General features: G+C 74.3%; 12 protein-coding genes. 2 read left to right on the top strand and 10 right to left on the bottom strand.

Annotated features, from left to right (window positions below):
- Positions 1–12: 12 nt before the first annotated feature.
- From LPC08_RS12460 to LPC08_RS12495, 8 genes are all read right to left on the bottom strand, one after another.
- Positions 13–1,524, bottom strand: a complete 1,512-nt coding sequence (locus tag LPC08_RS12460; protein WP_230448562.1) for an NAD(P)H-hydrate dehydratase — start codon at positions 1,522–1,524, stop codon at positions 13–15.
- Entirely contained in the window at positions 1,436–3,661 is a 2,226-nt protein-coding gene (locus tag LPC08_RS26235; RefSeq protein ID WP_304622023.1) for an SDR family oxidoreductase, read from the bottom strand. The genes LPC08_RS12460 and LPC08_RS26235 overlap by 89 nt, the downstream gene beginning before the upstream one ends.
- Positions 3,662–3,802: 141 nt before the next feature.
- A complete protein-coding gene (locus LPC08_RS12470; protein ID WP_230448563.1) occupies positions 3,803–4,549 on the bottom strand; it encodes a superoxide dismutase in 747 nt (248 codons plus the stop codon).
- A gap of 126 nt (positions 4,550–4,675) precedes the next feature.
- Positions 4,676–5,674: a Bug family tripartite tricarboxylate transporter substrate binding protein gene (locus LPC08_RS12475; RefSeq protein WP_230448564.1), complete on the bottom strand. Its 999-nt coding sequence runs from the start codon at positions 5,672–5,674 to the stop codon at positions 4,676–4,678.
- A complete protein-coding gene (locus LPC08_RS12480) occupies positions 5,671–6,441 on the bottom strand; it encodes an ABC transporter permease (protein WP_230448565.1) in 771 nt (256 codons plus the stop codon). Before LPC08_RS12480 ends, LPC08_RS12475 begins: the two co-directional genes overlap by 4 nt.
- A gap of 1 nt (position 6,442) precedes the next feature.
- Positions 6,443–7,507, bottom strand: coding sequence for an ABC transporter permease (locus LPC08_RS26240; RefSeq protein WP_304622024.1), 1,065 nt, complete (start codon positions 7,505–7,507; stop codon positions 6,443–6,445).
- Positions 7,508–7,652: 145 nt separating this feature from the next.
- On the bottom strand, positions 7,653–8,699 hold the full coding sequence (locus LPC08_RS12490) for an ABC transporter substrate-binding protein (protein WP_230448566.1): 1,047 nt from the start codon (positions 8,697–8,699) through the stop codon (positions 7,653–7,655).
- 136 nt (positions 8,700–8,835) lie between these two features.
- Positions 8,836–9,945, bottom strand: coding sequence for an ABC transporter ATP-binding protein (locus LPC08_RS12495; RefSeq protein ID WP_230448567.1), 1,110 nt, complete (start codon positions 9,943–9,945; stop codon positions 8,836–8,838).
- A gap of 168 nt (positions 9,946–10,113) precedes the next feature.
- Here LPC08_RS12495 and LPC08_RS12500 point away from each other — a divergent pair, with 168 nt between their 5' ends.
- On the top strand, positions 10,114–11,133 hold the full coding sequence (locus tag LPC08_RS12500) for an enoyl-CoA hydratase/isomerase family protein (RefSeq protein ID WP_230448568.1): 1,020 nt from the start codon (positions 10,114–10,116) through the stop codon (positions 11,131–11,133).
- 143 nt (positions 11,134–11,276) lie between these two features.
- Positions 11,277–12,341: an agmatinase gene (speB, locus tag LPC08_RS12505; RefSeq protein WP_230448569.1), complete on the top strand. Its 1,065-nt coding sequence runs from the start codon at positions 11,277–11,279 to the stop codon at positions 12,339–12,341.
- Positions 12,342–12,455: 114 nt separating this feature from the next.
- On the opposite strand, the gene LPC08_RS12510 is transcribed toward speB, so the two are convergent.
- Both LPC08_RS12510 and LPC08_RS12515 read right to left on the bottom strand, forming a co-directional pair.
- The gene (locus tag LPC08_RS12510; RefSeq protein WP_230448570.1) at positions 12,456–12,902 is read right to left on the bottom strand and encodes an SRPBCC domain-containing protein; all 447 of its coding nucleotides are present in this window, start codon (positions 12,900–12,902) and stop codon (positions 12,456–12,458) included.
- A 520-nt stretch (positions 12,903–13,422) separates the two neighbouring features.
- Positions 13,423–14,445 (bottom strand): LLM class flavin-dependent oxidoreductase, encoded by a 1,023-nt coding sequence (locus LPC08_RS12515; RefSeq protein WP_230448571.1) that lies wholly within the window; start codon positions 14,443–14,445, stop codon positions 13,423–13,425.
- Between the last annotated feature and the right edge of the window lie 16 nt (positions 14,446–14,461).

The following is a 14,461-nucleotide window of genomic DNA, read 5'->3' on the forward strand; positions in this document are numbered from 1 at the left end:
GAGCCCGAAGGCTCAGGCCAGGGCTTCCGCCATGGCACGGGGGATACCGGCGATCACGTCTTCCGCAACCACCCCCGGCCCGGTCGGGGCGGCGGCCCCATGCACCCAGACGGCGGCGCAGGCGGCCTCGAAGGCAGGCAGGCCCTGGGACAGGAAGGCGGCGGCGATGCCCGACAGCACGTCGCCCGTCCCGGCCGTGGCCAGGCTCGGCGGGGCATTGGCATTGATCGCCACACGGCCATCGGGCGAGGCGATGACCGTATCGCTGCCCTTCAGCACGACCACCGCGCCCGTCTCCTGCGCCGCGGCCCGCAGCGCGGCGGGGCGGTCCTCGCCGGGCGGCCCGAAGACGCGCGCGAACTCGCCCGCATGCGGCGTCAGGATCGCCGCGCCCCGCAGCGCGGCGGGATCGCCGGCGCAGGCGGTCAGGCCGCCGGCATCCACCACCACGGGCAAGCCGGAATCCAGCACGGCGCGCAGCAGCTCGCCGGTACGCTCGTCCGCCGCCAGCCCGGGGCCGAGGACCCAGCCGCGCTCCCGCCCGCCCGCCAGCAGCGCCTGCGCCGGCGGGTCCGCCACGATCAACCCCGCCTCGGCCGTGCCGCGGAGCAGGAAGGCGGCGCCGGGCGAGGTGGCCGCCAGGGTCACCATGCCCGCCCCCGCACGCCGCGCCGCGGCCGCCGCCAGCCTGGCGGCCCCCGGCATGGACGGCCCCGCCGCCACCACGACATGGCCGCGCGCATGCTTGTGGGTGGCGGCATCGGGAACGGGCACGCGCCAGAGGGCGGGGCCGTTGGCGAAGCAGTCCAGGCCCAGCCCGGCCAGCACGGCATCCGGCAGGCCGATGTCATGGCACTCGACCTCGCCGCACAGCGCCCGGCCCGGCAGCAGCAGATGGCCCGGCTTGCGCCGCACGAAGGTGACGGTCGCCGCAGCCGGAGACACCTTCCCACGCGGCTGCCCGGTGGCGCCGTCCAGGCCGCTGGGCACGTCCACCGCCAGGATCGGCCCGCCCGAGGCCGCCAGCACCGCCGCGACCGAATCATTGAGCGGTCGCGACAGCCCGGCGCCGAAGACGGCATCGACCACCAGCCGGGCGCGGCCCGCCTCGGCCGCGGCGAAGGGAACCACGGGTCCCCGCCAGCGGGCGGCGGCGGCCGCGGCGGGTCCTGCCGAAGGCGGCGCCAGGGCGGCCACCGCGACGGGCCAGCCTTCCTGAGCGAGAAGCCGGGCCGCGACCCAGCCATCGCCGCCATTGTTGCCCGGCCCCACCAGGACCAGGGTCGGACGCGGCCGCCAGCGGCACCGGATGGAACGGGCGACCGCCCGTCCGGCATTCTCCATCAGCCGGTCGAGCGGCACCCCGGCGGCCCGGTCGGCGCCGGCGGCCTGCTCCGGCGTCAGCAGCTCGGGACGGAAGCGCTCGCTCCGCGGCTCAGATCCAGCGGCGCGCCTCGCGGCGGGCGTCCTTGGCAACGACTCGCGCATCGCGAAGCAGGCTACCGCTCCGACCCCGGATTTCATCCACCAGATCCTGGGCCAGCTGCCGCGCCTCCTCCGCCGTGCGGCGGGCCTGCTTGCGGGTGCGGCGGCTGAACAGGCCGGCGGCCCGGTCCTCCGCCTCATGCAGCAGCGACGCGGCGGCATCGCGCACCTGCCCGGCGCGGGTGGTGGCCTCCTCGCGGCCACGGCCGAACAGCGACTCGCCGCGTTCGCGCGCCTCCTCCAGCAGGGAGCGGGCGCTGTCGCGGACCTCGTCGATCCTGGACGCGGCCTGCTTCCGCCCGGCGCGGCCGAAGAGCCAGCTCCCCTGGTCGCGCAGGTCGTCGAGGAAGGTCCAGGCGGCATTGGCCAGCCAGCTCCCGCGCGACGCGACCTCCCGCCGTCCCTGCCGGGCGAGGGAGCGGCCATGGTCCAGCGCATCCTCCGCGCGATGCCAGCCGCGGTCGAGCAGCTCCTCGGCATCCTTGCGGCCGCGGCGGAACAGGCCCTGGCCGTGCTCGGCCGCGTCGTCCATGTAGTCGCGCCCCCGGTCCGCCAGGTCCTCCGCCGCACGGCGGCCCCGCCCGAACAGGCTCCAACCGCGATCCGCCACGTCCTCGGCATAGCCGCGGCCACGCTGCACGGCCGCCTCCGCATCCTTGCGTCCACGGCGGAACAGGGACCAGCCGTGATCGGCCACCTCCTCCACCTGGCCGCGGCCCCGGTGCAGCGCCTTCCGGGCCTGCTTGCGGCCACGCCGGAACAGCGACCAGCCCTCGTCGGCCGCGTCCTCCGCGTAATGACGCCCACGCGCCGCCAGATCCTCCGCGGCGTGGCGGCCGCGATCCAGCATGTCCTCGGCATCGCGGTGGCCGCGGCGGAGCCAGCCGCGCCCGCGCGAGGCGGCGTCCTCCGCCAGCCCACGGGCCGCATCGCCCAGGTCGTGGCCGCGGGAGCGGGCCTCCTGCAACAGCTCCCAGGCGGAGTGCCGCGCCTGCTCGGCCCGTGTCATCGCCCGGCGGGCGGGGCGAGAGCGGAACAGCCCATGCCCGCGCGAGCGTGCCTCGTCCGCCAGGGCGACGGCCGCCTGCTTCGCCTGCAACGCGGTGGAGCGCGCCTGCTTGCGGGTCTCGCGCCCCACCAGCCGGTCATAGGCGTTGCGGTTCTGCCGCAGGCCATAGGCCAGCCCGAGGCCGAGCGCCGCCACCCCGACCACCACGCCGGCGGTGCCGAGCGGGTTCATCTGGGCCTCCAGCAGCAGCGAGGTGCGACGCGGCGCGCCGGCGATGACCCCGCTGGTCTCCGCCAGGTCGGCACGGGGCTCGTAGAGGTTGTCGGCGCGGTCGGCGCGGCGCGGCGTCCGGGTCGTCTGCGAGGCATAGCCGACCTGCTCCATGACGTAGTCCGTCAGGCGCGGGAAATGGTTCCCGAGCAGGGCGATGGCATAGCCACCCATGCCGACCACCAGCGTGCGCGGGGCATATTCGCAGGCGTGCAGGATGGCCCGCCCCACCACGCGGGGATGGTAGACCGGAGGCGGCAGGGTGGGGCTGGGCGCATCGGTCAGGTTGCGCGCGTGGTCGGGAAACAGGGTGTCCGTCGAGGAGGGCTTGATCAGCGTGACCAGCACGGGATGCCCCCCCTGCTCGAACTCCATGCGGAAGACGTCGGTGATGCCCTTCACCGCATGCTTCGCGGCGGAGTAGGTGCCCTGGAGCATCATCGCCCGGTCCGACAGCACCGAGCCGACGTTCACGATCACCCCGCCGGTCTGCTTGAGATGCCGGGACGCGACCAGCGAGCCGTTCACCACGCCCCAGTAGACCGTGTCGAAGAGCCGCTTCTGGTCCTCCAGCGGCGTCTCCTCGACCACGCCATAGGTGGAGACGCCGGCATTGTTCACCCAGGAGTCGAAGCCGCCGAAGGCTTCGACCGTCCGGCGGGAGGCCTCCTCCAGCGCCTTCAGGTCGCCGACATCGGCGACCGCGTATTCCGCCCGCGTGCCGCGTCCGCGCAGCTCGTCCCGCAGGGTGCGCAACGCATCCTCGTTGCGGGCCACCAGCATCACCGAGGCGCCACGCTCCGCCGCCATGCGCGCGGTGGCGAGGCCGATGCCGGAGGTGGCGCCGGTGATCACGAGGACCTGGTCGCTGATGGGCTTGAGGCGTGGGCTGGCCATGGAAAGTCTCCGCTCGTCGGGTCGTGAACGCCGCGACGCGACGGAGGTTTGCAGCGCCGCAAGGGAGGGCGGGCGCCGCCCCTCCCTTGCGGCCCCTCCCTTGCGGCCCGGGTCGGCGGTCCCGGCCCGGGAACCCGGCAGTCAGATCGTCAGCGTGCCGGCCCTGGCCGCAGCATAGCGCTTCGCCACCTCGGCCCAGTTCACCACGTTCCACCAGGCCTGCAGGTATTCCGGCCGGCGGTTCTGGTACTTCAGGTAGTAGGCGTGCTCCCAGACATCGTTGCCGAACAGCACCCGCTGCCCCTGGAAGAGCGGCGTGTCCTGGTTCGGAGCATCGGTCAGGGCCAGCTTGCCGTCGCGGGCCACGGTGACGAAGACCCAGCCGGAGCCGAAGCGGCGGCCGCCCGCCGCGTTGAAGTCGGCCTTCATCTTGTCCAGGCCGCCCAGGTCGCGCTGGATCGCCTCGGCCAGCTCGCCCGTGGGGGCGCCGCCCTTCCCGCCCATGATGGTCCAGAACATGGTGTGGTTGGCATGCCCGCCGCCATTGTTGCGCACGGCGGTGCGGATCGATTCCGGCACCTCGTTCAGCTTCGCCAGCAGCTCCTGCAACGGCAGGGCGGCGAGCTGGCCGTGGTCCTTCAGCGCGGCGTTGAGGTTGTTCACATAGGCCGCGTGATGCTTGTCGTGGTGCAGCTCCATGGTCTGCGCATCGATGTGCGGCTCGTTCGCATCGAAGCGATAGGGTAGCGGCTCGAGCCTGTACGGGCCCTGCGGCGCCGATTGCGCCCTGGCTGCCCGGGGAGCGGCGGCAAGGCCGCCCACCAGGGCCAGGGAGCCGAGGGCGAACGAGGCCCGGATCATGCCACGCCGGCCGGCCATGCTGGTCATCACGCGGTTCCTCCTGCGGTTCCAGGACCGGCAGATGGCCCCGCCCCGGCGGCGCGCCAGGGGGGGGCCCGCCTGCATCCCCCCTCCCCCGGCGCTCCCGCGCGGGGGATCGCCGGAGGCGGCCGGTCACTCCGCCCGGATCCCGGCCTCCCGGATCAACCCCTCCCACTTCCGCGTCTCGGCGGCGACGAACGCGGCCGCCGCCTCGCGGCTGCGCTGGTCCGGCGGCGGGATCTCCACCCCGAGCGCCGCCAGCTTCTCCTGGACCGCGCCATCGGCCAGCACCCGGCCGATGGCGGCGTTCTGCGCGTCCAGCACGGCCGGGTCCGTGCCGGCGGGGGAGAGGACGGCGTTCCAGGTCGTCGCCTCGAAGCCCGGGACCGTTTCCGCCACGGTGGGCAGTTCCGGCAGGGCGGAGGACCGCCGCGGCCCCGTGGTGGCGAGGCCGCGCAACGCCCCCGCCTTCACCTGCGCCGCGCCGGTCGCCACGCTGTCCATCACCAGCGCCACCCGGCCGGCGAGGAGGTCCACCACCGCCGGCCCGGTGCCGCGATAGGGGATGTGCTCGGTGCGGATGCCCGTCATCGACTTCAGCAGCTCCACCCCCAGGTGGGAGGAGCCGCCGACGCCGCTGCTGCCATAGGGCTGCGCATCCCGGCGCAGCGCCGCCAGCAGGGACGGCAGGTCGCGATACGGGCTGTCGGGCGGCACCAGGATCACCATCGGCACCACGCCGACCAGCGCCACCGGAGCGAAGTCCGCCGCCGGGTCGAAGGTCAGGCGGCCGCCGTGCAGCGCGCGGTGGACGGCGTGCACCACCGTCGTGAACAGCAGCGTGCTGCCGTCCCTGGGGGCCCGCGCCACCGCCTCGGTGCCCGGCAGGGCGCCGCCGCCCCCGCGATTCTCCACCACCACGCGCTGCGGCAGGTCACTGGACAGCCGCTCCGCCACCAGCCGCGCCACCGCATCGGTGGGGCCGCCGGCGGCATAGGGCACCACCATCCGCACCGGGCGGTCCGGCCAGGCGGCCTGCGCCCGGCCGGGGCGCGGGACGAGGGCGGGGATGGCGAGCCCCGCGGCTAGCAGGCCACGGCGCGGCAGGCGTCCGGCGTGGGACGGGTTCATGGCGTTCTCCTCCTCAGCCAGGCCACCGCTGCGAGGAGCAGCGCGGCCAGCACGATCATCAGCGTGGCGGCGGCGGCGATGGTCAGGCTGATCTGGTCGTTCAGCCCGGAGAACATCTGCCGCGGCAGCGTGCGCTGTGCCGGGCCGGAGATGAACAGGGCGATCACCACCTCGTCCAGGGAGGTCGCGAAGGCGAAGAGGGCGCCCGCCGCCACCCCGGGGGCGATCTGCGGCAGCACCACCCGGCGGAAGGCCAGCGCCGGCGAGGCGCCGCTGGCCGCCGCGGCCCGCAGCTGGGTGGCGTCGAAGGGCGCGAGCGCGGCGGAGACGGTGGTGACCACGAAGGGCGCCCCCAGCGCGGCATGGGCCAGGATCAGCCCCAGATGCGTGTTCACCAGCCCGATCGGCCCGAAGGCCAGCAGCAGCGAGACGGCGACCACGATGGCCGGCACCACCAGCGGGGCCATCAGCACCGCCAGCACCAGCATCCGCCCCGGGAAGCGCGCCCGCCACAGGCCGAAGGCCGCCAGCGTGCCGAGCGCCGTCGCCAGGGCCGAGGCCGCGGCGCCGATGCCCAGGCTGTTCCACAGCGCCGGCATCCAGAAATCCGAGGAGACGAAGTCGGCGTACCAGCGCAGCGACAGCCCCGGCAGCGGATAGGTCAGGAAGGCGCCGGCGGAGAAGGACAGCGGCACGATGGCGGCGATGGGCGCCAGCAGGAACAGGATCACCGACAGCCCGAAGGCCCAGAGGAGGACGCGCCCCATCTCAGGCCACCCGCGTCCTCTCGAAGCCGACGAGCTTCGCGTAGAGTCCGACCACCACCGCCACCGAGGCCAGCAGGATGACGGAGAGCGCTGCCGCCAGCCCCCAGTTCACCGTGCGGTTGGCATAGAAGCCGATGAAGTAGGGCAGCATCTGGTCGTTGGGCCCGCCCAGCAGCGCGGGGGTCACGTAGAAGCCCAGCGCCTGCACGAAGACCAGCAGGCACCCCGCCCCCACCCCGGGCAGGGACAGCGGCAGGATCACCCGCCGGAAGCTGCGCCAGGGCGAGGCGCCCAGGGACTGGGCCGCCGCCGGCAGCCGCCGGTCCATCCCGCGCAGCGCGCCGTAGATCGGCAGCACCATGAAGGGCAGCAGGATGTGCACCATCGCCGCCAGGACGGCGCCGCGGTTGAACAGCAGCGCCATCGGCTGCTCGATCGCGCCGACGCCCAGCAGGGCGCCGTTCACGATGCCCTCCTTCTGCAGCAGCACCCACCAGGCCGCCGTGCGCACCACCAGGCTGGTCCAGAAGGGCAGCAGCACCCCCGCCAGCAGCCAGGGCGCCACGCGCGGCGGGGCGGTGGCGATCAGCCAGGCAAGGGGATAGGCGACCAGCAGGCAGAGCAGCGTCGCCAGCGCCGCGATCCACAGGGTCCGCAGCATCACGTCGCGGAACACCGCCTGGTCGGCCGGCACCGCCACGACCTCCCCCGCCGCGTCACGCCGCAGGTCCAGCGCCGCGAGCAGGTTCAGGTCGGAGACCGGCCCGCCGGCGCGCCGGATCGCCGCCCAGGTGGCCGGCCGGTCCCATTCGGGGCTGGCAGTCTGCACCGTCCAGCGCGCCGGGGCGGTCGGGTCGGCCAGCCGACGCGCCGTGCTGGGCAGGATGCTGCGGAAGCCGGGGATGTCGGCGGCCAGCCGCGCGGCGGCCCGGGCGATGCGGCCGCCGCCGGATTCCATGTCCAGCCGCCGTGCCTCCCGCAGGTCGGCGGCCAGGGCCTCGAAGACCGGGTCGCCCGGCGTCGCCGCCCCGTCCCAGCCGCGCAGCGCGGCGAGGGTGCGGGGCATGACCGCCGCCACCTCCTCCTCCGCCACCGCGCGCCAGAGGAACTGGCCGATCGGCGCGACGAAGACCAGCAGCAGGAAGAGCAGCAGCGGCGCGACCAGCGCCGCCGCGCCCAGCTTCGCCCGCGCGCCGCTCAGGACCGCCTCCTCAGCGCGCCAGCCAGTTGTTGAAGCGCTGGTTCAGCGTGTCGAGGTTGTCCAGCCAGAAGCGGTCGCTGATCTCCAGCGCCCCCTGGGCGTTGGCCGGGGAGGTGGGCAGGTTTGCCAGTACGTCCGGGGCGATGTGGGCGTTCGCCTCCCGCGCCGTCACGCCATAGGCGATGCGGGGCGGCAGTTGCGCCTGCACCTGCGGGTCGCCGGCGAAGCGGAGGAACTCCAGCGCCCGGGCGCGGTTCGGGCTGCCCCGCATGATCACCCAGGAATCGAGCGTGTAGAGGTTGCCCGGCCAGGCGATGCCGAAGTTGCGCCCCTCGGACCGGTTCGCGGCGTCGATGCGGCCGTTGTAGGCGACGGTCATCGCCACCTCGCCCGAGGCGAGGAGCTGCGGCGGCTGCGAGCCGCGCTCCCACCAGACGATGTCGCGCTTGATGGTGTCGAGCCTGCGGAAGGCGCGGGCGATCCCCTCCTCCGTCGCCAGCAGGCGGTAGACGTCGCCCGGCGCCACGCCGTCGGCCAGCAGCGCGATCTCCAGCGTGGTCTTGGGGCCGCGCCGGAAGGCGCGCTTGCCGGGGAAGCGCTGGGTGTCGAACATGTCCGGCCAGCCGGCCGGGCCGCTGGGCATGCGGGCGCGGTCGTAGCCGAGCACGAAGGAGTAGAGGATCGTCCCCACCCCGCACTCGTTCACCGCCTGCTGGATGTAGTGGTCCTGGCCGCCGATGGCCGGCCAGTCGATCTTCTCGAACAGCCCCTCCTCGCAGCCGAGCAGCAGCTCCTCGCTCTCGACCTGCACCACGTCCCAGTTGTTCGCGCCGGACTGGATCTTGGCGCGCAGCACGCCCACGCCGCCGTCCCAGGTCTCCTCCAGCAGGCGCTGGCCGCTGCGCTGCTGGAAGGGGCGGAAATAGACCTCGCGCTGGGCATCCTGGTAGGCGCCGCCCCAGGAGACCACGGTCAGGTCGCGCTGCTGGGCCTCCGCGGCCCCGGCCAGCGACACGCCCAGCGCGGCCGCGGCCGCCATCATCGTCCTGCGTAGCATCTTGTTCCGTTCCCCATCCGCGCGGCGAGGCTAGAGCAGATCGCGGGCGCCTGGAATCGGCCCGCCGCGGGAAGATGCCCGGAAAGCCGCCGCCGGGGCGGATTTCCCCGCGCCGGCACCCGGCCGGCGGCGGGAATCAGGCCCCAGCCTCCGCCGCCGGGAAGGCGATGGCATGGGCCGGGTCCCAGGCCAGCGCGGCCGGGCCGTCCGGCGCCGGCAGCGGCCCGCCCCCGGCGGGGCGGCGCGCCACCACCTCCCCCCCCACCCCGATGGCGAGGCGCAGGCGGACGTGGTCGCCCTGGAAGATCGCCTCGACCAGCCGGGCGGCGATGCTGTCCTCGCCTAGCTCCTCGGCCGCGACCGGGGCGACGGCCACGCGCTCGGGGCGGATCATGACCAGGCAGGGATCCCCCGGCCCCAGCCCCGCGGCGAGGCGGCAGGACACCTCCGGCCCGCAATCCAGGCGGATCCGCGCCTCCTGCCCCTCGGCGGCCAGGACCATGCCGGGCAGGCGGTTGTTCTCCCCCACGAAGCCGGCCACGAAGGAATCGGCCGGCCGCTCGTACATCTCCCGCGGCGCGGCGAGCTGGCGGATGCGGCCGCCGCGGAAGACGGCGATGCGGTCCGACAGCGTCAGGGCCTCCGACTGGTCGTGGGTGACGAAGAGCATCGTCACCCCCAGCTCCCGGTGCAGGCGCCGGATCTCGAACTGCATCTCCTCGCGCAGCGCCTTGTCCAGCGCGCCCAGCGGCTCGTCCAGCAGGACGATGGGGGGTTCGAAGACCAGCGCACGGGCGAAGGCCACCCGCTGCTGCTGCCCGCCGGAGAGCTGGGACGGGCGGCGTTCGCCCAGGCCGGACAGCCGCACCATGTCCAGGGCGCGGCGGACGCGGCTGTCGCGCTCCCGCCTCGCCACGCCGCGCACCTCCAGCGGGAAGCCGATGTTCTCGGCCACGCTCATGTGCGGGAACAGGGCATAGGACTGGAAGACCACCCCGATCCCCCGCTTGTGCGGCGGCAGGCGGGCGATGTCGCGCCCCTCCAGCAGGATGCGGCCGCGGCTGGGCTGCTCGAAGCCGGCCAGCATCATCAGCGTCGTCGTCTTGCCCGAGCCCGAGGGGCCGAGCAGGGTCAGCAGCTCGCCCCGCTCCACCACCAGGTCCAGGTCGCGCACCACCGTCACGGCCCCGTAGGACTTCTCCACGCCCTCGAAGCGGACGAGACCGTTGGCGGCGGGTTCTGTCATGCCGCACAGGGTGTTGCGGCCCGGCCGGGGGCGTCAATCCGCCCCGTCCGGCGGGACCGCCCCGCCGCCCCGGCCGGATGGCCGCGCACTTCTGCCTCGGGGCGGAATCTGGTCTACAGACGATGCCCCGGCCGGCGCCACGCACCGGGCCAAGGATGAGGAAGCGGCATGTCGGACACCCCGGAACCCAGCATCATCGCCAAGGTGGAGGGGGCCGCGGGCACCATCCTGATGAACCGCCCCCGGGCGCTGAACGCCCTGGACCAGGGCATGATCGACGGGATCGCCGAGGCGCTGGCCCGCTTCCGCGACGACCCGGCGGTGAAGCTGGTCATCCTGGAAGGCGCCGGCGGCCGCGCCTTCTGCGCCGGCGGGGACGTGCGGAGCATCCGCAACGCGGCCGTCGCGCGCGACGACGCCACGGTGCGCCGCTTCTTCGCCGCCGAATACGCCGTGAACCGCGCCATCGCGGAATTCCCCAAGCCCTGGATCAGCCTGATCGACGGGGTCTGCATGGGCGGCGGCATCGGCGTCTCCGTCCATGGCAGCCACCGGGTGGTGACGGAGCACGCGCTGCTGGCCATGCCGGAGACGGCGATCGCCCTCTTCCCCGATGTCGGCACCTCCTACGTGCTGCCGCGCCTGCCGCATGCCCTGGGCAACTGGCTGGCCCTGACCGGCGCCCGGCTGAAGGGCGGCGAGGCGGTGGAGGCGGGGCTGGCCACGCATTTCTGCCCGCGCGCCGACCTGCCCGCGCTGCGCGCCGCGCTGCTGGACGGCGATGCACATGCGGTCGCGACGCACAGCCACCCGGTCGATCCCGGCGCCGTCACGGCTCAGGCCGGGGAGATCGAGCGCTGCTTCGGCGGCGGCACGGTGCCGCGCATCCTGGAGGCGCTGGAGGGCGAGGACACGGGCTGGGCGCGCGAGCAGATCGCCATCCTGCGCCGCATGTCCCCCACCAGCCTCTGCGTGACGCGCGAACTGCTGCGGCGCGGCGGCGGCCACACCCTGGCCGACTGCCTGGCCATGGAGCTGGCCCTGACCGGCCCCGTCACCCGCCACCCGGACTTCGCCGAGGGCGTGCGGGCGGTGCTGGTGGACAAGGACAACGCCCCGCGCTGGTCGCCCGCTTCGCTGGAGGAGGTCGATCCGGCGGCGATCCGGGCGATGTTCGCGGCGGGCTGACCGCACGGCGCGCCGCCCGCCCGGACAACCCGGGACCGCGCCGGCGCCCGGCCCGTCCTGGCCCGGCCCGCTTTCCTCGGCCTGCCCTGGTCCGGTCGGCGACGGCGGCGCAGGATGCGCCCCGGCCGGATCGGAGGGCGAGGATGGACCAGGACCGGCTGCGGGCACTGCGCGAGAAGTACGGCGAGGCCCGGGGTGGCGACATCTTCGACCCGCATTTCCGCCGCGTCGCCGATTCCGTCTTCCAGGGCGAGAGGCGCGCCCTGCCCTACACCTCCCCCGCCACGCTGCTCGCCGCGCCCTTCCTGGCCGCGCCGGTGCCGGCGGAGGCGGGGCTGGACATCGCGCTGATGGGGGTGCCGATGGATCTCGGCGTCACCAACCGCTCCGGCGCGCGCTTCGGCCCGCGCGCGGTGCGGGGCGTCGAGCGGATCGGGCCCTATGAGCACGTCCTCCGCCTCGCCCCCTTCGACGGCTGCCGCGCGGCCGATGTGGGGGACGTGCCGCTCTCCTCGCGCTACGACGTCGGCGCCTGCCATGCCGATATCGAGACGGCGGTGCGCGGCTGGGTCGAGGCGGGGACGGTGCCGCTGGTGGTCGGCGGCGACCACTCCATCAGCCAGGCGATCCTGCGCGCCGTGGGGCGCGACCGGCCGGTGGGGATGATCCACATCGACGCGCATTGCGACACCTCCGGCCCCTTCGAGGGCTGCCGCTTCCACCATGGCGGTCCCTTCCGGGCGGCGGTGCTGGACGGGGTGCTGGACCCGCAGCGGGTGATCCAGATCGGCATCCGGGGGGCGGCGGAGTACCTGTGGGAGTTCTCCTTCGACAGCGGCATGACCGTGGTGCACGCGGAGGAGTTCGCGGAGCGCGGCGTGGCGGAGGTGCTGGCCCAGGCGCTGGCGGTGGTGGGGGACGGCCCGACCTACATCAGCTTCGACATCGATTCCGTCGATCCCGGCTTCGCCCCCGGCACCGGCACGCCGGAGGTGGGCGGGCTGGCCCCGCGCGAGGTGCTGGCGCTGCTGCGCGGCCTCTCCGGCGTGGACGTGGTGGGCGCCGACGTGGTGGAGGTGGCGCCGCAATACGACGCTACCAGCAACACCGCCCACATCGCGGCGCAGGTGCTGTTCACCGAGTTCTGCCTCGCGCGGCTGGCGCTGGACCGGCGGAAGGCGCGCGGGGCGGGCCGGGGCGCCGGCTGACCGGGCTGCCGCGCCAGCGGGACGGGTCGGGCCATCCTGTCGGCCATCCATCGCGACGGGCGGCGACTCTTCCCGGGACGTGGCATCGCGCGGGGGCGACGCGCGCTGTCCGCATCAGCGGCCCCCGGATGGCGCTGCCGGGTCCGGGCGATGGGCGGCGCGCGCCCGGGCATGCCGCGCGAAGCCGTCGAGCACGGATTGCCAGTCCCGCCGCTGCTCCTCCACGGAGGGTTCGGGCTCGGCCTCGAAGGTTTGCCGGACGAGCACGCCTGCTCCGGCCTCCCGGAACTCCACGCGCACCATCCGGGCCGCGTCCGTGCGCCAGGCGATGATCCGCATGGGCTGGACGTCGGTATAGGTCGCACCGAAGTCGGCGCCGGCCCCGCCATGCCGGGGCTCGATACGAAGCTCGAGCCGGCCGCCGACCCTGAGATCGTTCGCGGCCCTTGTCGTGCGCCAGGCATCGGAGGCGTCCCAGGCCAGGATGTCGTCCGGATCGTTGAACGCCCGCCAGACCGTCTCAATCGGGGCGGCGATGAAGGCTTCGACGGTGATCCACATGGATCGGCTTCCAACCCCCGGGGGCGCGTTCGCGGCGGATCGGACCACCCGGACGACCCTTGCCGAACGCTCCTCGAAGGGATGCACGGGATGCCGCCGTCACGGGCCATGAGTCCAGGCCCCTAACGTTTCGTCAGAGCTTTACGCGCCATCCTGGACGAAAAGGCCTGGAAGTCCTGGAATGTCCAGCGCCAGAGCGTGCCTCTGACGACGTCAACGGCCAGCGCAGCCCTTCAGGCCATGCCGCCCCGGGATGCGGAGGAGGGAAGGCTCGTCAGCCCAGCCGTAGAGCCCGACCGGGCCTCGGGGCCCTCTCCCTCGACGGGCGAGGAAAGGGCCGACAAGGCCGGGCGAGGCTTCCGAAGGGATCGCCACCGCGACGCGCGGCCGGCCCCCCGGCGAGGGCCGGAGCCGGCCTGCGGCCCCGGCGGAGGGGACGAGGCCCGGCGCCGGCGCGCCCTCCCCCCCCCGGGGAACGATCGCCACGCCAGGTCGGGTCAGGCGCCCGGGGCTGGCGCGCTCACCGCCAGCCGAGCGCCGGGGCGACGTGCTTCAGGATCGCCTCGATGGTGTGGGCGCAGTACTCCACCCCGAGCTGGTTCGGCACGGTCAGCAGCAGCGTGTCCGCCTCGGCGATCGCCTCGTCCTCGCGCAGCTGCGCGATCAGCGCCTCCGGTTCGGCGGCGTAGCTGCGGCCGAAGATGGCGCGGGTGCGCTCATCGATGAAGCCGATCGAATCCTTCTCCTCGCCGCCGCGCCCGAAATACATCCGGTCGCGGTCGTCCATCAGCGCGAAGATGCTGCGGCTGACGGAGACGCGCGGCGCGCGCTCGTGCCCCGCCTCCTTCCACGCCGCGCGGAAGGCGCGGATCTGCGCCGCCTGCTGCACGTGGAAGGGCTCGCCCGTCTCGTCGTCCTTCAGGGTGGAGCTTTGCAGGTTCATCCCCAGCTTCGCCGCCCAGACGGCGGTGGCGTTGGAGCTGGAGCCCCACCAGATGCGATCCCGCAGCCCCGCCGAATGCGGCTCCAGCCGCAGCAGGCCGGGCGGGTTGGGGAACATCGGGCGCGGGTTGGGCTGGGCGAAGCCCTCGCCGCGCAGCAGGTCGAGGAAGACCTCCGTGTGCCGCCGCGCCATGTCGCTGGCATCCTCGCCCTCGGCGGGGCGGAAGCCGAAGTAGCGCCAGCCGTCGATCACCTGCTCCGGCGAGCCGCGGCTGATGCCGAGCTGCAGCCGCCCGCCCGCGATCAGGTCGGCGGACCCCGCATCCTCGGCCATGTAGAGCGGGTTCTCGTAGCGCATGTCGATCACGCCCGTGCCGATCTCGATGCGCTTCGTCCGCGCGCCCACGGCGGCGAGCAGCGGGAAGGGCGAGGCGAGCTGGCGCGCGAAGTGGTGGACGCGGAAATAGGCGCCGTCCGCCCCCAGCGCCTCGGCCGCCTCGGCCAGTTCGATGGATTGCAGCAGCACGTCGGAGGCGGAGCGCGCCTGGGACTGCGGCGAGGGTGTCCAATGGCCGAAGGAGAGGAAGCCGATCTTCTTCATGGGGTGTCTCGCAGGC

Origin of the sequence: Roseomonas sp. OT10, from assembly GCF_020991085.1 — a bacterium.
GTDB lineage: Bacteria > Pseudomonadota > Alphaproteobacteria > Acetobacterales > Acetobacteraceae > Roseomonas > Roseomonas cutis.